Raw genomic sequence first — 17,456 nt, 5'->3', positions numbered from 1 at the left:
CGGCCGGCCGTCGGTGCGCGCCGGTGCGGAGCGCCTCAGCGGCGCAGGATCCGGCGGGCGAGCCGGTTGCCCACCACCTGCACCACCTGGACCAGGACCACGATGACGGCGACCGCCGCCCACGTGACCTCGTCGTTGAACCGCTGGTAGCCCAGGCGCAGGGCGAAGTCGCCCAGGCCGCCGGCGCCGATGGCCCCGGCCATCGCGGACATGTCCGTGATGCCGATGACGAGGAAGGTGTAGCCGAGCACCAGGGGCCCCAGCGCCTCGGGCAGGATCACCGTGGTGATGATCCGGCCGCGGGAGACCCCCATCGAGCGGGCCGCCTCGACGACGCCGGGGTCCACGCTCATGAGGTTCTGCTCGACGATGCGCGCCACCGCGAACATCGCCCCGATGGTCATCGCGAAGATCGCCGCGTTGGGGCCCAGCCGGGTCCCGACGACCCCCTGGGTGACCGGGCCCAGCGCGGCCAGCAGGATGATGAACGGGATCGGCCGGACGAAGTTCACCACGAGGTTCAGCCCCTCGTGCACCGCACGGTTCTCCAGGATGTTGCCCCGGCGGGTGACGTAGAGGCCCACGCCCACGAGCAGACCGAGCAGGCCGGCGAGCAGCAGCGTGACGGCCACCATGTAGAGGGTCTCCCCGAGCGCGGACAGCAGCTCGGGTCCCAGGACGGACCAGTCGTTCACGCGGCCACCTCTCTCAGGGTCGTGATCCGGGACATCTCGTCGACCACGGCCTGCACGGCCGTGTCCTCGCCGGTCAGCTCGAAGGTCAGGGACCCGAACGACTGCTCCTGGAGCACGCTGATCCCGCCGTAGGCGATGGTGAAGCGGACCCCGCGGGCGGCGCCGTCGGAGAGCACCCCGCCGATGTCCACGCCGTCGCCGACGTCCACGATCACCAGGCGCCCGCGGTGGGCGCGGCGCAGCCGTTCCACCTCGCGGGCGTCGGGCACCGAGTGCAGGACCGAGGAGACGAAGCGGCGGGCGGTCTCGGTGCGGGGCCGGGCGAAGATGTCCACGGTGGAGCCGTGCTCCACGACCTTCCCGTCCTGCATCACGGCCACGCGGTCGGCGATCGCCCGGACCACGTCCATCTCGTGGGTGATGATCACGATCGTGATCCCCAGCTCGCGGTTGACCCGCTGCAACACCTGCAGGACCTCCTGCGTGGTCTCCGGGTCGAGGGCGCTCGTCGACTCGTCGGCCAGGAGCAGCTTCGGGCTGGTCGCCAGGGCCCGGGCGATGCCCACGCGCTGCTTCTGCCCGCCGGAGAGCTGCTCCGGGTAGTTGCCGGCGCGGGCCGACAGGCCCACGAACTCGAGCAGCTCCGCCACCCGGGCCCGGCGCTTCTCCTTGGGCCAGCCGGCCCGCTTCAGCGGGTACTCGACGTTGCCCGCGACGGTGCGGGAGGTGAAGAGGTTGAACTGCTGGAAGATCATGCCGATCTCCTGCCGGACCGGCGCGAGCTCGGTCTCGCGCCGGCCGGCCACCTCGAACCCCTCGACGGTCAGGGACCCCGAGGACACGGGCTCGAGCCCGTTGATCAGGCGCACGAGGGTGGACTTGCCCGCCCCGGAGTAGCCGATCACCCCGAAGATCTCGCCGCGGCGGACGTCGAGGCTGACGTCGTCGACCGCCACCACCTCGCGCGCCGCGCGCCCCGAGCCGGTGCGGAAGGTCTTGGAGACGTTGCGGAAGGAGACGAGCACCTCGTCCGGGCGCCCGGGGGCGGACGGCCCGGCCGGGACCGCCGCGCTCACCGTCCCTGGTCCTTCAGCTCCTGCTGGTAGCGCGCGGTCAGCTCCTGGAGCTCCTCCGGCTCCAGCTGCAGCGGCACGGCGGTGTCCTTGGTCTCCTCCATCTCGGCGTCGACGACGGCCTGCTCGTGGTAGAGGTCCGCGACCTGCCGGAGGGTCTCGTCGCCGGCGAGCTCCTCGGTCGTGGTGAAGAGGTTGACGTAGGCGCGCGAGCCCTCCGCCTCGGGGTCGTCCTGGGCCAGCGCGGACTTCGGGTCGATGTCCGCGCGGGCCAGGAAGTCGTTGTTGATCACCGAGCCGGCCACCGAGTCGAGGGAGAGCACCGTCTGCTCCGCGGACACGGGGGTGACCCGCACCTTCGAGGCCTCGGTGTCGACGTCCAGCTCCGTGGGGATGAGGGTGTCACTGGTCAGCTCGACCAGGCCGGCGGACTCGAGCACGATCAGGGCCCGGGAGAGGTTCACCGCGTCGTTGGGCACGGCGATCTCGTCGCCCTCCTGGAACTGCTCCACGGAGTCGTGCTCGTTGGAGTACAGGCCCAGCGGGTAGATCGACGTCGAGCCGATCGGGGTGATCGAGCCCCCGGCGGAGTTGTTGTAGTCCGCGAGGAAGGGCACGTGCTGGAACCAGGTCATGTCCACGTCGCCGGACTCGGTGGCCGGGTTGGGCTGGTTGTAGTCGGAGAAGTCGACGTACTCGACGGTGAGCCCCTGCTCCTCGGCCAGCTGCTGGAGCACGTCGTGGGTCGGGTGGGAGCCGACGACGCCGATGGTGACCTTGCCGTCGGCGAGGGCGCCCTCGCCGGAGGACTCCCCGGCGGAGCCTCCGCAGGCGGCGAGGGTGAGGCCGAGGGTCGTGGCCAGGGCGAGGAAGGGGAGGCGCTGCGATCGCATGTGATGCCTTTCCGTGGGTCCGGGGTGTCCGGGGTGTCCGAGGTCTCCACCGGCTCCGACGGGCCCGGCGGCCACGGTCGAGGGCACGCCGGAGGGCGCATGCGCGGTCGGACCGTACTTGCCGCCGGCCCTCGATGGCCGGTGCCAGATGGTTCTCCTGGGGCACCCCACTACGGGAGAGGGTTGCCGCCCAGCCAGCCAGGGCTTCACGCTGGGACTCGTCATCCGCCCGACAGACTAGCACGTGCGGCGAGGGCCGATCCCGCCCCGTCAGCGGGCGAGGAGCTCCCGGACCCGGCGGCGGGCCCAGCCCTCGGCCGCCAGCACGGCCTCGAGCTCGAGCGGGCCGTCGTCGTCGTGCTCGCCCAGCACCGCCTCCACCGTGTCCACGATCGCGGGGAACCGGATCCGGCCGTCGTGGAAGGCGTGCACCGCCTCCTCGTTGGCCGCATTGAACACCGCGGGGAAGGTCCCGCCCCGCTCCCCCGCCGCCTTGATGAGCCGGACGGCCGGGAACGCCACCGGGTCGAGGGGCTCGAAGGTCCACGCCGTGGCGCGCGTCCAGTCGCACGGCAGGGCGGCGCCGGGCACCCGGTGGGGCCAGGCCAGACCGAGGGCGATGGGCAGGCGCATGTCCGGCGGCGAGGCCTGGGCGAGGGTGGAGCCGTCCACGAACTGGACCATGGAGTGCACGACCGACTGGGGGTGGACCACCACGTCGATGCGCCCGAGGGGGACGTCGAAGAGCAGGTGGGCCTCGAGCACCTCGAGTGCCTTGTTCACCATGGACGCCGAGTTGGTCGTCACCATCAGACCCATGTCCCACGTCGGGTGGCGCAGCGCGTCCTGCGGAGTGACCGTCTCCAGCTCCGCCCGGGACCGGCCGCGGAACGGGCCGCCGGAGGCCGTCAGCACGAGCCGGTCGACCTCACCGGCGGTGCCGCCGCGCAGCGCCTGGGCCAGCGCCGAGTGCTCGGAGTCCACCGGGATCAGGGCGTCCGGGTCCCCGGTCGCCGCGGCGGCGGCCTTGACGAGGGCCCCCCCGGCGATCAGCGACTCCTTGTTCGCCAGCGCGAGCTTGTGCCCGGCCCGCAGCGCCGCCAGCGTGGGGGCGAGCCCGATGGAGCCGGTGATGCCGTTGAGCACGAGGTCCGCGTCGGGCCCGTGCACGATCTCGGGGCGGTGGTCCCCCGCCCCGGCGGCCGCGGCCCGGTCCGCGATCAGGCGGGCCAGGCGGGCCGCGTCCTGACCGGTGCCGCTCGTGGCCACGACCGCGGCACGGGTCTCGACGGCCTGGTCCGCGAGCAGCTCGAGGTGGCGCGCGCCGGCGGCGAGTGCGACCACGGTGAACGGGGCCCCGCCCTCGAGCTCACGGGCGGCGCGCACGACGTCGAGCGCCTGGGTGCCGATCGAGCCCGTCGAGCCGAGGACGCTGATCCTGCGGGGACCGGCGGCGGCCAGCGCGCGCAGCTCGGGCGTCTGACGGGGACGGGGCGGGGTGGCGGGGGGCGTCATGACCCCCAGTATCCCCCAGCGGGCCTCCTGCCTGCCGCGCCCCGGCGATTGCCGGGGCGGTGTCCGGGGCGGGCACCCAGGGCGTCCCGGGACGGACCGAGGCCCCGCCCACCGGGAACGGTGGACGGGGCCTCGGCGACCGACGGGGTCGGATCAGCGCGTGGCGCGGCCCCTGCGGCCGCTGACCGCGCCCCAGATGAAGAGCACGATGAGGGCTCCCACGACGGCGGTGATGATGGTGCCGATGTCGAACGCGGACTCCAGGCTGCCGATGCCGATCAGCGAGCCCAGGAAGCCTCCCAGGAGGGCGCCCACGATGCCGATGACGATGGTGACGATGATGCCGCCGCCCTGGCTGCCCGGCATGATGAGCTTGGCGAGGGCACCGGCGATGAGGCCGAGGATGATCCAGCTGATGATTCCCATGATGGCTCCTTATCCGTCCCGGGAGGGACTTTCATTGTACGCAACCGGCCAGTATCCCTGGAATACCCTGAGGTTGCTTCTGCTCACCACCCTAGCCGACGGTCAGCCACCTGTCTGTTCACGTTGGTGAATCAGCGGGTGAGCCCCGGACGCGGCCCGGCCCGCCGGAAGCCGGGGCTTCGGGCGGGCCGGGGATCCTCCCAGGTGGGAGCGGGAATCCGTCAGTGGGCGACGGGCTTCTCCGCGCCGATGCCTGTGAGCGAGCGCACCTCCATCTCGGACTGCTTGACCGGGTCCTCGAGACGGCGCTCCGTCATGGAGCCGATGAAGCCGAGGAGGAAGGACGCCGGGATCGAGACGATGCCCGGGTTCTGCAGCGGGAACCACGCGAAGTCGGCCGTCGGGATCATCGACGTCTCGGTGCCGGACATGACCGGGGAGAAGATGATGAGGCCCACCGAGATGAACAGGCCGCCGTACATCGACCAGACCGCGCCCCGGGTGGTGAAGCGCCGCCAGTAGAGGGAGTACAGGATGGTCGGCAGGTTCGCCGAGGCCGCGACCGCGAAGGCGAGCGCCACGAGGAACGCGACGTTCTGGCCCTGCGCGCCGATGCCGCCCGCGATGGAGACGAGGCCGATGACCACCACCGTGGTCTTCGCGACCCGCAGCTCCTTGCGGGGATCGGAGTTCCCCTTCTTGATGACGCTGGTGTAGATGTCGTGGGCGAAGGAGGCCGAGGCCGTGATGGCCAGGCCGGCGACGACCGCGAGGATCGTGGCGAACGCCACCGCAGCGATGATCCCCATCAGCAGGGAGCCGCCGAGTTCGAAGGCCAGCAGCGGGGCCGCGGAGTTCACGCCGCCCGGAGCCGCCTGGATCCGCTCCGCGCCGATGAGGGCCGCGGCGCCGAAGCCCAGGATGAGCGTGAAGAGGTAGAACAGCCCGATCAGGCCGATCGCCCAGACCACGGAGGTGCGGGCCTCCTTGGCGGTGGGCACCGTGTAGAAGCGCATCAGCACGTGGGGCAGGCCCGCGGCGCCGAAGACGAGGGCGAGGCCCAGGGAGATGAAGTCCAGCTTGCTGGTCTCGGAGGCCCCGTAGCGCAGGCCCGGCTCCAGGATGGCCGGGTTGCCGGAGACGGCGACCGCGTCCCCGAGCAGCGAGGAGAAGTTGAAGCCGTAGAGCGCCAGGATCCAGATGGTCATGACCGCCACGCCGGAGACCAGGAGCACGGCCTTGATGATCTGCACGTAGGTGGTGCCCTTCATCCCGCCCACGAGGACGTAGACGATCATCAGCGCGCCCACGACGACGATGACGAGCGACTGACCGGCTCGCGAGCCGATGCCCAGCAGCAGCGACACCAGCGCACCGGCGCCGGCCATCTGGGCCAGCAGGTAGAACGCGGAGACCGAGAGGGTGGAGATGGAGGCCGCGACGCGCACGGGACGCTGACGCAGCCGGAAGGACAGGACGTCCGCCATCGTGAACTTGCCGGTGTTGCGCAGCAGCTCGGCGATGAGCAGGAGGGCCACGAGCCAGGCCACGAGGAAGCCGATGGAGTACAGGAAGCCGTCGTAGCCCTGGATGGCGATGGCGCCGACGATGCCCAGGAAGGACGCCGCCGAGAGGTAGTCGCCCGCGATGGCCAGGCCGTTCTGGGTGCCGCTGAAGCCGCGGCCGCCGGCGTAGTAGTCGGCCGCCGTGGACGTGGACTTGGAGGCCCGGAGCACGACGACCATCGTGACCACGACGAACGCGCCGAAGATGGAGATGTTGACCCAGGGCGTGCCGACCGTTTCTGTGGTGGTGGTCGCCATGGGCGCGAGCGCGGAGTGCAGGTGGTTCATCGATCAGTTCTCCTGTCCGTGGGCGCCACCGGCGGTGCCGAGGCTGGGCTCGAGCCGCTCCCGGATGGCCGTGGCCTTCGGGTCCAGCTTGCGGTTGGCGAAGGCCACGTAGGCGCCCGTGATGGCGAAGGTCGTGACGAACTGGAGCAGACCCAGGACGACGCCCAGGTTGACGTTGCCGATGACCTGGACGGCGAACAGCTGCGGCACGTACATGGCGAGCACCACGTACAGCAGGTACCAGACCAGGAAGGCGACGGCGAGCGGGAAGACGAAGCCGCGGTGGGTCTTCCGCAGCTCCTGGAACTCGGGCGACCGCTGGGCCGCGGGGAAGTCGACGTCGGCGACGAGGTCGTCGGCGTCGATGGGTGGCTGGTTGGACATGGGCTACCTCCTCATGTGATGTGGCCCACAGTAGGCCGTTGTATGCACAGGAGCAAGGCGAAACAACCAAAACTTGCTTTCCGGGGGTCAGGAATCACGTGCCGCCGTGTTTCTGGACGTCACCTGGTCGAGCCTGTATACACAACCGCCTCCGACGGCTCGGTTCAGCGGGAAGCCAGGAGCAGCTGGACGGCGCGGTCCAGGAAGGCGTCCACCTGCTGCTCCTCGTAGCTGCGCTCCCCGTGCGCGGGCGGGAAGACGGCCCCGCGCAGCTCGGCCGGCTCGAGCGGAGCGGTGCCCTCCAGCCGGGCGCCGAGGCGCTCGCACAGCACGTCCACGTGGGCCGCGGAGTAGCCCTGGGCTCGCGCCCGGGAGGGGCGCCGGAACCGCTGGGTGCGGGGACGGTCGAGGCGGTTCCGGAGCAGCCCGGTCAGGGCGTCGACGTGCTCCTGCCAGGCCTCGGGGCCGCGGGTGCGCAGGCATTGCTCGCGCTCGGCCTCCGCGAGGGCGTCCTCCGCGGCCTCCAGCAGCTCGTCGACGGCCTCCGGCCGGTAGCCGCCCCGGGCTCCGGTGAACACGGCGGCCCGCACCTGCGTGCTCAGCACGGGCCCGGAGCAGCCCTCCGGCCCCGTGGCGGCCGGATCGGGCTGCAGGGCCGCGCGCACGGCGGCCAGGAGGTCGTCCACCTGGGCGACGTCGTAGCCGCGCTCGGACTCGGCGCACCGGGGGACGCGGGCGGGGGCCGCCGGAGGTCCGGGACGGTCGGGGGGCATGGGCTGCGGGTCCTGGGGCCCGGGTCAGGCGCTCGCGGCGAACAGTTCGAAGAGCAGGTACCCGGCGGGGACGGCGAAGAGGATGGAGTCGATCCGGTCCATCACTCCCCCGTGGCCGGGCAGCAGGGTGCCCATGTCCTTGATCCCCAGCTCGCGCTTGACCATGGACTCGGAGAAGTCGCCGAGGGTGGCGGCGAACACGAGGGCCGCGGCGAGCACGGCGCCCTCCCACCAGGCGTGGTCGAGCAGCAGTACGGCACTCAGGACGCCGATCACCACCGAACCGCCCAGCGAGCCGGCGAAGCCCTCCCACGACTTCTTGGGGCTGATCCGCGGCGCCATGGGATGGCGTCCCCAGACCACTCCCACGGCGTAGCCGCAGGTGTCCGAGCCGACGGCCAGCAGGATGACCGTGAGCACCTTCAGGGCGCCCGCCTCGGTGTGGTAGAGCAGCAGGGCGATGCTGAGCAGGAAGCCCACCCACACCAGCGCGAAGACGGAGCCCATGATCGACAGGATCATGCCGTCCCGGTCCCCCAGGGCCCGCCAGACGATCACGAGCGTCAGCCCCACGATCACGGCCATCATCAGCGCCTCGCCGCCCCCGGCGAACGCGGCGAGAGGCATCAGCACCCCCGCGGTCACCGCCGGGACGCGCGGGATGACGATGCCCCGGTAGCGCAGCGACCGGCCGACCTCCCAGACGCCGATCCCCGCGGCCGTCCCGGCGAACAGCGCGAGGACGAGGGGCTGGACGAACAGCCCGACGAGCAGGGTCCCGATGAGCACCACCGCGACGCCCACGGCGGCCGGCAGGTTCCGGCCGGCGCGCGAGGGAGCGGTGTGCCGGCGCCCCGGCGTGCCCGGGACCGGCGCGGCGGCGGCCGGGGCGGTCGCCGGCCGGGCACGTGGGGAGAAGGCCCCCCCGGCGGTTCCCGGGGAAGCCTTCGCCTCCTGGTGCGGTCGCGGCTGGTCCGGCATCAGACCTGCAGCAGCTCCGCTTCCTTGTTCTTGAGCATCTCGTCGATCTGGTCGATGTGCTTCTTGGTCGCGGCGTCGAGGTCCTTCTCGGCGCGCTTGCCCTCGTCCTCGCCGATGTCGCCGTCCTTGACGGCCTTCTCGATCTGGTCCTTGGCGTGCCGGCGGATGTTCCGCACGGACACGCGGGCCTCCTCGGCCTTGTGGCCGACGATCTTGACGTACTCCTTGCGCCGCTCCTGCGTCAGCTCCGGCATGACCACGCGGATGACGTTGCCGTCGTTGGCCGGGTTCGCCCCGATGTCCGAGTTGCGCAGCGCCTTCTCGATGTCGTTGAGGGCGGAGCGGTCGTACGGCGTGATGAGCAGCGTGCGCGCCTCGGGGTTCTGGAAGGAGGCGAGCTGCTGGAGCGGGGTGGGCGTGCCGTAGTACTCGACCAGCACGCTCGAGAAGAGCGAGGGATTGGCCCGGCCCGTGCGGACCGCGGCGAAGTCGTCCTTGGCGCCGTCGACGGCCTTGCCCATCTTGGTCTTCGCTTCGGACATGGTCTCTGAGATCACGTAGGGGCTCCTTCGTCGGGTCGCACGGAGTCCTCCGCGCGGGGTCGGTCCGGCCGGTCGCCGCGCGGGAACCGCGCGGCCGGGCCGTGCTGGCCACAGTCTAACCGGGGGCCGTCCCGCACCGGCTCAGGCGGTGACGAGGGTGCCGATCTGCTCCCCGAGGATGGCGCGGGTGACGTTGCCCTCGCCCTCCATGCCGAACACGCGCATCGTCACGTCGTTGTCGCGGCACAGGCTGAAGGCCGTCTGGTCCATGACCCGGATGTCGCGGGCGAGGGCCTCGCCGTAGGTGAGGGTGGACAGCCGCTGGGCGTCCGGGGTGGTGCGGGGGTCGGCGGTGTAGACCCCGTCCACCCCGTTCTTCGCCATCAGGACCTCGTCCGCGTGGACCTCCAGGGCCCGCTGGGCCGCGACGGTGTCGGTGGAGAAGTAGGGCAGCCCGGCGCCGGCGCCGAAGATCACGACGCGGTCCTTCTCCATGTGGCGGATGGCCCGGCGCGGGATGTACACCTCGGCCACCTGCTCCATCTTGATCGCGGACTGCACCCGGGTGTCGACCCCGCACTGCTCGAGGAAGTCCTGCAGGGCCAGACAGTTCATCACGGTGCCGAGCATCCCCATGTAGTCCGCCCGGGAGCGGTCCATGCCGGCCTGGGAGAGCTCCGCGCCGCGGAAGAAGTTCCCGCCGCCCACCACGACGGCGGTCTCGACCTGGCCCACGGTGGCGGCGATCTGCTCGGCGATGTCACGGACCACACGCGTGTCCACCCCGATGGAGCCACCGCCGAAGACCTCGCCCGAGAGCTTGAGCAGCACCCGGCGGCGGGCGGGCGCCACCCGGGGATCCCTGCTCAGGCGCAGGGCCTCGTCCTTGATCTCGGAGGCAGAAGTGGTGGGCATGGTTCCTCCCGGCGACGACGGAGCTGCGTGGACCGGCTCGACCCCGCGAGGGTGCAGCTGGCTCGGGGGCGGGCCTCCCTCAGCATACAGAACACGTCCGCCCCCCGACGCCCGCCCCCGGGACCTCACTGGCGTCGCCGCAGGTGGGAGTCGCAACGACGAGGGAGGCGCCCCTGCGGTGCAGGGGCGCCTCCCTCGTGGAGCGGGCGCCGCGCGGGGCGCCCGAAACGGGACCGGTCAGGCGCCGACGCGGAAGCGGGCGAAGGCCGTGGCGGTCGCCCCGGCCTCCTCGAGCACCTTGCCGACGGTCTTCTTGGAGTCCTTGGCGAAGTCCTGGTCGAGCAGGACGACGTCCTTGAAGTAGCCCTTGAGCCGGCCGTTGATGATGTTCGGGAGGATCTTTTCCGGCTTGCCCTCCGCGCGGGCGGTCTCCTCGGCGACGCGCTTCTCCGACTCGACGGTCTCGGCGGGCACGTCCTCCTGGGAGAGGAACGTGGGGGACATCGCGGCGATGTGCACGGCGACGTCGTGGGCGACCGGTCCGGCATCGGCACCGGTGACGGCCAGCACCACGCCGACCTGCGCCGGGAGGTCCTTGGAGGTCTTGTGCAGGTAGACGGCCACGTTCTCGCCCTCGACGCGGGCGATGCGGCGGACGACGACCTTCTCGCCGAGCAGGGCACCGGTCTCGGTGACGAGCTCGGAGACGGCCTTGCCGTCGGCCTGGGCGTCCATGAGGGACTCGAGCGTGCTGGCGTCGGCGGCCACCGCGGCATCGAGCACCTTGTTGCCGAACTCGACGAACGGGGCGGACTTCGCCACGAAGTCCGTCTCGGAGTTGACCTCGACCATGTACCCGACGCTGCCCTCGACGCGCGCGGCGACGAGGCCCTCGGCCGTGGCTCGGCCCTCACGCTTGGTGACGCCCTTCAGGCCCTTGACGCGGATGATCTCCTGGGCCTTCTGCAGGTCGCCGTCGGCCTCGTCGAGCGCCTTCTTGACGTCGAGCATGCCGGCGCCGGTGCGCTCGCGCAGGGCCTTGATCTCGGTGGCGGTGTAGTTCGCCATGGGAACTCCTCACTCAGTCGGTGGTGCCGGCCGGGGCGGGCGTGGACCCGCCCCGGCCGGCACCGGGCGGGGACGGTGCCCCGCCGGGGGAAACGGACGGTGGACGGAGACTACTCGGCGGCGGTCTCGGTCTCGGCCGGGGCAGCGGCCTCGGCCGGGGCCTCGGCCGGGGCGGCGGTCTCGGCCGGAGCCTCGGTCGCGGGGGCCTGCTCGGCGGCGTGCTGCTCGAGCAGCTCGCGCTCCCACTCGGCCATCGGCTCGGCGGCCTGGTCGGCGCCGCCGGACTTCTTGTTGTGGCGCTCCATGAGGCCCTCGGCCACGGCGTCGGCGATCACGCGGGTCAGCAGGTTGACGGAGCGGATGGCGTCGTCGTTGCCCGGGATCGGGAAGGCGACCTCGTCGGGGTCGCAGTTGGTGTCGAGGATCGCGACGACGGGGATGCCCAGCTTCTGGGCCTCGTCCACCGCGAGGTGCTCCTTCTTGGTGTCCACGATCCAGATCAGGGACGGTGCCTTGGTCAGGTTGCGGATGCCGCCGAGGGTGCGCTCCAGCTTCTCCTTCTCGCGACGCAGGAGCAGGAGCTCCTTCTTGGTGTACTGCGAGCCGGCGACGTCGTCGAAGTCGATCTCCTCGAGCTCCTTCATGCGCTCGATGCGCTTGGAGACCGTGGCGAAGTTCGTGAGCATGCCGCCGAGCCAGCGGTGGTTCACGTAGGGCATGCCCACGCGGGTAGCCTGCTCGGCGATGGCCTCCTGGGCCTGCTTCTTGGTGCCGACGAAGAGGATGGTGCCACCGTGGGCCACGGTGGTCTTGACGGCCTCGTAGGCGCGGTCGATGAAGGACAGCGACTGCTGGAGGTCGATGATGTAGATGCCGTTGCGCTCGGTGAAGATGAAGCGCTTCATCTTCGGGTTCCAGCGGCGGGTCTGGTGGCCGAAGTGCACGCCGCTGTCGAGGAGCTGGCGCATGGTAACGACGGACATGTCGTCTCCTGGTCTCTCGTGCGGGAGGGCGTGCGACGACGCCCGGCCCGCGGGTACGGTTCTCGGCTGCGTCCGGCGGACGAGCCCCTGGCGCAGCGGTGGGCGGACCCTGCGAGTCCGTCTCCCGGCCGCCGTGCCGCACCCCGCCGGAACGGGGAACGCGGACCGGGGCGGCCGGACCGGGACAGGAGGCCCCGGTGGCGCTGCGCGCGAAGTCAGCTGCTCGCCGACGCGCCGTCGGCTCCGGCGTCGGGGCCGGGTCCGTGATGGTCACGAGGGCACGCCACGGAGGGCGCGTGAGAGCACACTGCGGGATCGAGTGTACTACAGGGCCTCGTCCGCCCTGCACACGGCCCGGGGCTGCCGGACGGGCTCGGAGTGCGTCCACAGCACGGTGCCGGGCGGCCCTGCGCCCGGCACCGGGGACCGACAGTGGGCGCATGGCCGTCCGCCCCGTCCCGCGCCCCCGCCCCCGCCGGGACCTGGGCCCGCCGCGTTCCCGAACAGTGCGGTCCGGGGCGGTGCGGACCGGGGCGCTGATGCTCGTGCTCGTGCTCGGAGTCTGGCTCCCCTCCCCCGGCGCGGCAGCGCAGGGGTGGACGTGGCCGCTCTCGCCGCGGCCGGCCGTGGTGGGCGAGTGGGCCCCGCCCGCCCAGCGGTGGGCGCAGGGCCACCGGGGCGTGGACCTGGGCGCGGGCCCGGGGGCGACCGTGCGCGCCCCGGCGGCGGGAACAGTGAGCTTCACGGGGTTCGTGGTGGACCGCCCGGTACTCACGCTCGATCACGGCGGGGGGCTGCGCTCGAGCTTCGAGCCCGTCGAATCGGGCCTGGCCGCCGGGGACCGGGTCCGCCGTGGTCAGGCCGTAGGAGTGCTGCGCGGCCGCGGCCACTGCGACCCGGGCGCCTGTCTGCACTGGGGCGTGCGCCGGGACGGCGACTACGTCAACCCCCTGCAGTTCGTCGGGGCGCTCGAGCCGTCGGTGCTGCTGCCCGTGCCCGAGCGGCTGCGCGCGGCCGCTCAGCCCTCGTTGTCGTTGCCCTGAGCGTCGTCGACGCCCTGCTCGACCTGGTCCACGGCGTCCTGGGCGCCCTCCTGGACCTGGTCGACGCCCTCCTCGACCTCCTGCTGGACCTGGTCCGCGCCCTGCTCGACCTCCTCGGCGGTGGTGTCGCAGCCGGTGAGTGCGGCGAGTGCCAGGGCGGTGACGGACAGGAGGCTCCACGGCGTACGGCGGCTCATCTCGGCGTCCTCTCGGTGGGTGGCGGATCGGAACACCAGTGCACCACATCAGCGGGCCACGCGCACCCGGCGCACGGGCCGGCGGGTGCGCCCCTCCCACCGGTGCTCGGCGGAAGGGGTGACGGGTAGGGCCGGTGGGGCTTGAACCCACGACCGAAGGATTATGAGTCCTCTGCTCTGACCAGCTGAGCTACGGCCCCACGCCGGGACGGACCCGGCGGCGCGCACCACGTTACCGCACGAGCGAGGCGAGCCTGGTCCGCATCCGTCGCGGGCCCGCGACGCTGGCGCGGGCGGGCTCCGGGTGCTCGCCGAGGTAGAGCCGCAGGAACGTCTCCAGGGTCCGCGGGAAGCTGTGCTGCGCGACCTTGCGGCGGCTCTCGCGGCCCATCCGTTCGCGCTCCTCGGGCGGGGCGCCCAGGACGAGGGCGAGCTTGCGCGCCAGGTCCTGTGCGTCGCCCGGGACGAAGAGCCAGCCGTTGACGCCGTCCTCCGCCAGGTGCGGCAGGGCCCGCGCGTCGGCCAGGACCACGGGTCGGGACGCCGCCATGGCCTCGAGGGTGACCAGCGACTGCAGCTCCGCGGTGCCCGGTTGACAGAACACGTCGGCCCGGAGGTAGGCCGCGCGCAGGTCCTCGTCCGGGACGTAGCCCAGGAAGTGGACCCGCTGGGCCACCCCGAGGGCGCCGGCGAGCTTCTCGAGCGCAGGCCGCTGCTCGCCGTCGCCCACGAGCTCCAGGTGGGCGTCGAGCTCGGCAGGCAGCAGGGAGAGTGCCTCGATGAGCACGTCCACGTTCTTCTCGACCGCCAGCCGGCCGGCGAACAGGACGGTCGGATGTCCGGCCGGCCGCCGCCGCTCGCCCTCGTGGGCTTCGTAGTCGGCGATCCGGATCCCGTTGGACACGGCGAGCACGGTGTCGGGGAAGCCGTTGCGGCGCATGGCCTCCACCGCGAGCGGGGTGGGCGCGGTGACCACGTCGCAGGCGCCGAACACCCGCACCATGTCGCGCCACGACACCGCGCGGTACCGCTTCAGCACCCACGCCGGGAACGGAAGGAACGGTTCCAGGTTCTCGGGGACGAAGTGGTTGGTGGCCACGGTGCGGATGCCCCTCCGCCGGGCCTCCCGCACCAGCATCCGGCCGAGGATGTAGTGGTTCTGGACGTGGACGACGTCGGGACGCACCTCGTCCAGCACGTCACGGATCTCCCCGGCGACCTGCCACGGGAAGCACAGGCGGAAGTACGGGTGCGTGAACGCCCGGTGCGAGCGGAGGCGGTGCTCGACCACGCCGTCGTCGTCGGCCCGGTGGGACGGCCCGGACCCGGGGCGGGCGCACAGCACGTGCACCCGGTGGCCCTGCTCGTGCAGGCCCCGGGCGAGACGGTGCCCGAACTGCGCGGCTCCGTTGACGTCCGGTGGATAGGTCTCGGCGCCCAGGAGGACGGTCAGGCGGCGGTCGGCGGTCGGGGTGTGGGCGCTCAAGCGTGTCTTCCCGGTCGGTCGTGTGCTGGGCGGTCGGGTGCTGCGGGGCGCGGTGCCGAGGAGCCCGGGACGGGCTGCGCCCGGTCCCGCCGTGCGAGTTCGGCGCGGCGTTCGAGCACTTCCGGGTGGTGCTGCGAGAGTACGGCGACCCCGACTATAGCAACGCCTCCCGCCACGGCCATGAGCACCCCGAGCGGGACGGAGAAGCCCGGCACCGCTTCGCCCAGGACCAGCAGTCCCAGGAGGACGCCCACCATGGGGTCGATCACGGTCAGACCCGCGATCACGAGGTCCGGCGGTCCCGCCGCGAAGGCCGTCTGCACGAACCACCCGCCCAGCATCGCCGCGACGACGGCGGTGCCCACCGCCAGCCAGTTCACGTCGTCCAGGGGTGTCCCGGCGCTGCCCTGGATGCGGATGAGGGTCAACCGCACGAGCACGGCGACGAAGCCGTAGAGTATGCCGGCCCCCACCACGTAGAAGGTCCCGCCCAGGCTGCGGCCGAACATCGCGGCGGAGACCCCCAGGACGCAGGTCAGCACCACGAGCATGACCACCACGGTGTGCTCGGCCCACTGCGAGATGCCCTGGGCGGGGTCGGTCACCGCCACGGCGCACGTCACGAAGACCGCGCCGCCCGCGGTGCACAGCCCGATGGCCGTCCACGTGCGCCGGTTGATCCGCAGCCGTCGGTGCCGGGCGTGCAGCAGCGTGGTGATGACCAGGGCCACGACGCCGATCGGCTGGACCACCGTCACGGTGGCCAGGCCGAGAGCGGTGACGTTGAGGCCGGTGCCGGCGCCCAGCAGGGCCAGTCCGAGCAGCCAGCGGGGCCTGCGCAACAGGGCCGGGATGCTGCGCAGGGCGAGCCGGCCGTCCGCGACGTCGGCCACGGCGCTGCCCTGCTGCTGCGTCCCGACGGCCAGGCACACGGCCGAGAGCAGCGCCAGGGCGACGGCCAGCCACTGGCTCATGGCACCCACCGATCTGTCGTCACGCCCGGGAGTCTATCGAGCCGGCCCGCCCGTCCGCCCGGGGGCGCGAGGACACCGGGTGAACGCACGGGAAAGGCCCGGAAGCCTGTGGCTTCCGGGCCTTGGACCGGTGCGCTCGTCCACGGGCGGCCCGTGGACGGCGGCGTCACCGGAACAGCTTGCGGAGAAAGACGACGAACGCGCTCCCCGCCACCGCCAGCACCGTGAGCGGCTGCCACCGCTCGCCCAGCCCGGACCCGGTCGTGGTGGACGACGATCCGGCCGTCGCACCGAACCGGGACCCGGACGTCGCACCGGACTTCGCGCCGGAGGCCGAGCCGTTCCTGGTGAGCATGCCCTTGACGTCCTTCGGGGTGGTCTTCACCGTGCGGCTGGTGCGGTCCACGAAGCCCTTGGTGGTGGACTGGATGGTCTCCACGCGGCCCTGGAGGTCGTCGCGCAGGGTCTTGAGGTGCTCCCGGCGCAGCTTGAGCCGGTGCCGCAGCTGCTCCTCGGTGGGCGCCGGGGGCTCCTGCCGGGCCGGGTCCTGCGCGGCCTCGCGCTTCTCCTGCTCCTTGCGCTCGCGGGCCAGCTGCTCCTCGCGCTGGACGCGGCCCTCGGTGTAGGCGGAGCCCTCCTTGACCACACCGAGGTCGTACTTCGTCCCGAAGACGGCCTTGCGCGGCACGAGCGGAAGGGCCTTCTTGATGGTGGCCACCCCGATGAGCGCCGCGACGGCCAGGATGATCAGGAACAGCACGGCGAGCAGCAGGGCAGCGAGCCAAGCCGGCATGATCTGCGACAGCCCGGCGATCGCCGCACCGACGAGGGCGATCGTGGCCAGCAGCAGGAAGACCAGGCCGACGACGACGAAGGCCGCCCCCTTGCCCAGGGTCTTCGCCTTCTCCGTGAGTTCGAGCTTGGCGAGCTGCGCCTCGTCCTTGAGCTGCTTGGGCAGCAGCCGGGCGAAGACCTTGACGACGTCGAGGACCGACGCCGACCCGGGGTCGGAGTGCTCCGACCCCGCTCCCGACGCCCCGCCCGTGCTGGGGCCTACCGAATGACTCATGCCCGCCTCCGTTGATGATGAGAAAAGTACGTGGACTGAGCACCAAGCTACCATCGGGCACGAGGCGGGCGGGCGAGCACGTGGCCGTGAAGTGGCCTGCGGAGACGCGCGGGAGGGCCCGTCCGGTTCCCCGGACGGGCCCTCCATTAGTGCGTCAAAACCGGGCTCAGTGCTTCTTGTGCTTCTTGTCCCAGTCCTTGTCCTGCTCGAAGTAGACCTTCACGTACCGCTTCTCGCAGGCCGTGTCGGACTTGCCCGTCCGATCCACCTTGCGGGCGTCCTTGTAGTACTCCCACCAGTCGCCGCCGTGGCACTTCTCCTTCGCGATGGACGCCGCCTCCTTGAGGCTCTTGTCCTCGTAGGTCTTAGTCTTCCAGTGGCCGTAGTGCTTGTACTTGACGACGACATCCACCTCGTCGTTCTTGCGCTCGTCGTGCCACCCGTGCCCCTTGTCGTGCTTGTCGTGGTAATCGTCGCCATGAGCCAGGGCCGGTGACGCTCCCCCGAACAGCAGACCCGCCACGGCGACACTCGCTACCATCTTTTCCAGAGTTTTCACTGTGCTCCCCCTCGGTGTAACAGGTGA

Annotated in this window: 19 protein-coding genes, 1 tRNA gene and 1 riboswitch; of the genes, 1 reads left to right on the top strand and 19 read right to left on the bottom strand. The window is 71.9% G+C overall.

Annotated elements, in window-relative coordinates; translation table 11 throughout:
• Nucleotides 1–35: 35 nt before the first annotated feature.
• From ABD220_RS01400 to rpsB, 13 genes are all read right to left on the bottom strand, one after another.
• Nucleotides 36–635, bottom strand: coding sequence for a methionine ABC transporter permease (locus ABD220_RS01400; protein WP_425552490.1), 600 nt, complete (start codon nt 633–635; stop codon nt 36–38).
• Between the two features lie 56 nt (nt 636–691).
• On the bottom strand, nt 692–1,771 hold the full coding sequence (locus tag ABD220_RS01395; RefSeq protein WP_344119152.1) for a methionine ABC transporter ATP-binding protein: 1,080 nt from the start codon (nt 1,769–1,771) through the stop codon (nt 692–694).
• Nucleotides 1,768–2,661, bottom strand: a complete 894-nt coding sequence (locus ABD220_RS01390) for a MetQ/NlpA family ABC transporter substrate-binding protein (RefSeq protein WP_344119151.1) — start codon at nt 2,659–2,661, stop codon at nt 1,768–1,770. The genes ABD220_RS01395 and ABD220_RS01390 overlap by 4 nt, the downstream gene beginning before the upstream one ends.
• Before the next feature lie 109 nt (nt 2,662–2,770).
• Nucleotides 2,771–2,887, bottom strand: a riboswitch (SAM riboswitch).
• A gap of 44 nt (nt 2,888–2,931) precedes the next feature.
• Nucleotides 2,932–4,176, bottom strand: coding sequence for a 1-deoxy-D-xylulose-5-phosphate reductoisomerase (dxr, locus tag ABD220_RS01385; RefSeq protein WP_344119149.1), 1,245 nt, complete (start codon nt 4,174–4,176; stop codon nt 2,932–2,934).
• A 153-nt stretch (nt 4,177–4,329) separates the two neighbouring features.
• Nucleotides 4,330–4,602 carry a GlsB/YeaQ/YmgE family stress response membrane protein gene (locus tag ABD220_RS01380; protein ID WP_344119147.1) on the bottom strand — a complete coding sequence of 91 codons (273 nt, stop codon included), beginning with the start codon at nt 4,600–4,602 and terminating at the stop codon, nt 4,330–4,332.
• 221 nt (nt 4,603–4,823) lie between these two features.
• Complete coding sequence (locus ABD220_RS01375) at nt 4,824–6,455, bottom strand: solute symporter family protein (protein WP_344119146.1); 1,632 nt, start codon at nt 6,453–6,455, stop codon at nt 4,824–4,826.
• Between the two features lie 3 nt (nt 6,456–6,458).
• Nucleotides 6,459–6,839, bottom strand: coding sequence for a DUF485 domain-containing protein (locus tag ABD220_RS01370; RefSeq protein WP_344119145.1), 381 nt, complete (start codon nt 6,837–6,839; stop codon nt 6,459–6,461).
• A gap of 164 nt (nt 6,840–7,003) precedes the next feature.
• Nucleotides 7,004–7,612 carry a hypothetical protein gene (locus tag ABD220_RS01365; protein WP_344119143.1) on the bottom strand — a complete coding sequence of 203 codons (609 nt, stop codon included), beginning with the start codon at nt 7,610–7,612 and terminating at the stop codon, nt 7,004–7,006.
• Nucleotides 7,613–7,636: 24 nt separating this feature from the next.
• Complete coding sequence (locus ABD220_RS01360; protein ID WP_344119141.1) at nt 7,637–8,593, bottom strand: phosphatidate cytidylyltransferase; 957 nt, start codon at nt 8,591–8,593, stop codon at nt 7,637–7,639.
• Nucleotides 8,593–9,150, bottom strand: coding sequence for a ribosome recycling factor (gene frr / locus ABD220_RS01355; protein WP_344119139.1), 558 nt, complete (start codon nt 9,148–9,150; stop codon nt 8,593–8,595). The genes ABD220_RS01360 and frr overlap by 1 nt, the downstream gene beginning before the upstream one ends.
• Before the next feature lie 126 nt (nt 9,151–9,276).
• Nucleotides 9,277–10,050, bottom strand: coding sequence for a UMP kinase (gene pyrH, locus ABD220_RS01350; RefSeq protein ID WP_344119138.1), 774 nt, complete (start codon nt 10,048–10,050; stop codon nt 9,277–9,279).
• A 237-nt stretch (nt 10,051–10,287) separates the two neighbouring features.
• Complete coding sequence (tsf, locus tag ABD220_RS01345) at nt 10,288–11,118, bottom strand: translation elongation factor Ts (protein WP_344119136.1); 831 nt, start codon at nt 11,116–11,118, stop codon at nt 10,288–10,290.
• A 110-nt stretch (nt 11,119–11,228) separates the two neighbouring features.
• Nucleotides 11,229–12,101: a 30S ribosomal protein S2 gene (gene rpsB / locus ABD220_RS01340; RefSeq protein WP_344119134.1), complete on the bottom strand. Its 873-nt coding sequence runs from the start codon at nt 12,099–12,101 to the stop codon at nt 11,229–11,231.
• A 440-nt stretch (nt 12,102–12,541) separates the two neighbouring features.
• Here rpsB and ABD220_RS01335 point away from each other — a divergent pair, with 440 nt between their 5' ends.
• On the top strand, nt 12,542–13,144 hold the full coding sequence (locus tag ABD220_RS01335; protein ID WP_344119133.1) for a murein hydrolase activator EnvC family protein: 603 nt from the start codon (nt 12,542–12,544) through the stop codon (nt 13,142–13,144).
• On the opposite strand, the gene ABD220_RS01330 is transcribed toward ABD220_RS01335, so the two are convergent.
• From ABD220_RS01330 to ABD220_RS01305, 6 genes are all read right to left on the bottom strand, one after another.
• The gene (locus tag ABD220_RS01330) at nt 13,120–13,341 is read right to left on the bottom strand and encodes a hypothetical protein (RefSeq protein WP_344119132.1); all 222 of its coding nucleotides are present in this window, start codon (nt 13,339–13,341) and stop codon (nt 13,120–13,122) included. The two genes, ABD220_RS01335 and ABD220_RS01330, sit on opposite strands and share 25 nt — an antisense overlap.
• Before the next feature lie 126 nt (nt 13,342–13,467).
• Nucleotides 13,468–13,541, bottom strand: a tRNA-Ile gene (locus ABD220_RS01325).
• Nucleotides 13,542–13,573: 32 nt separating this feature from the next.
• Entirely contained in the window at nt 13,574–14,827 is a 1,254-nt protein-coding gene (locus tag ABD220_RS01320; protein ID WP_344119131.1) for a glycosyltransferase, read from the bottom strand.
• Nucleotides 14,824–15,801 (bottom strand): DMT family transporter, encoded by a 978-nt coding sequence (locus ABD220_RS01315; RefSeq protein ID WP_344119129.1) that lies wholly within the window; start codon nt 15,799–15,801, stop codon nt 14,824–14,826. Before ABD220_RS01315 ends, ABD220_RS01320 begins: the two co-directional genes overlap by 4 nt.
• A 166-nt stretch (nt 15,802–15,967) precedes the next feature.
• On the bottom strand, nt 15,968–16,870 hold the full coding sequence (locus tag ABD220_RS01310; RefSeq protein ID WP_344119128.1) for a phage holin family protein: 903 nt from the start codon (nt 16,868–16,870) through the stop codon (nt 15,968–15,970).
• A gap of 166 nt (nt 16,871–17,036) precedes the next feature.
• The gene (locus tag ABD220_RS01305) at nt 17,037–17,411 is read right to left on the bottom strand and encodes a hypothetical protein (protein WP_344119127.1); all 375 of its coding nucleotides are present in this window, start codon (nt 17,409–17,411) and stop codon (nt 17,037–17,039) included.
• Between the last annotated feature and the right edge of the window lie 45 nt (nt 17,412–17,456).

The organism is Kocuria aegyptia (assembly GCF_039530085.1).
GTDB lineage: Bacteria > Actinomycetota > Actinomycetes > Actinomycetales > Micrococcaceae > Kocuria > Kocuria aegyptia.
The sequence above is the reverse complement of the archived record's forward strand: the minus strand, read 5'-3'. Positions and strand labels throughout refer to the sequence as shown.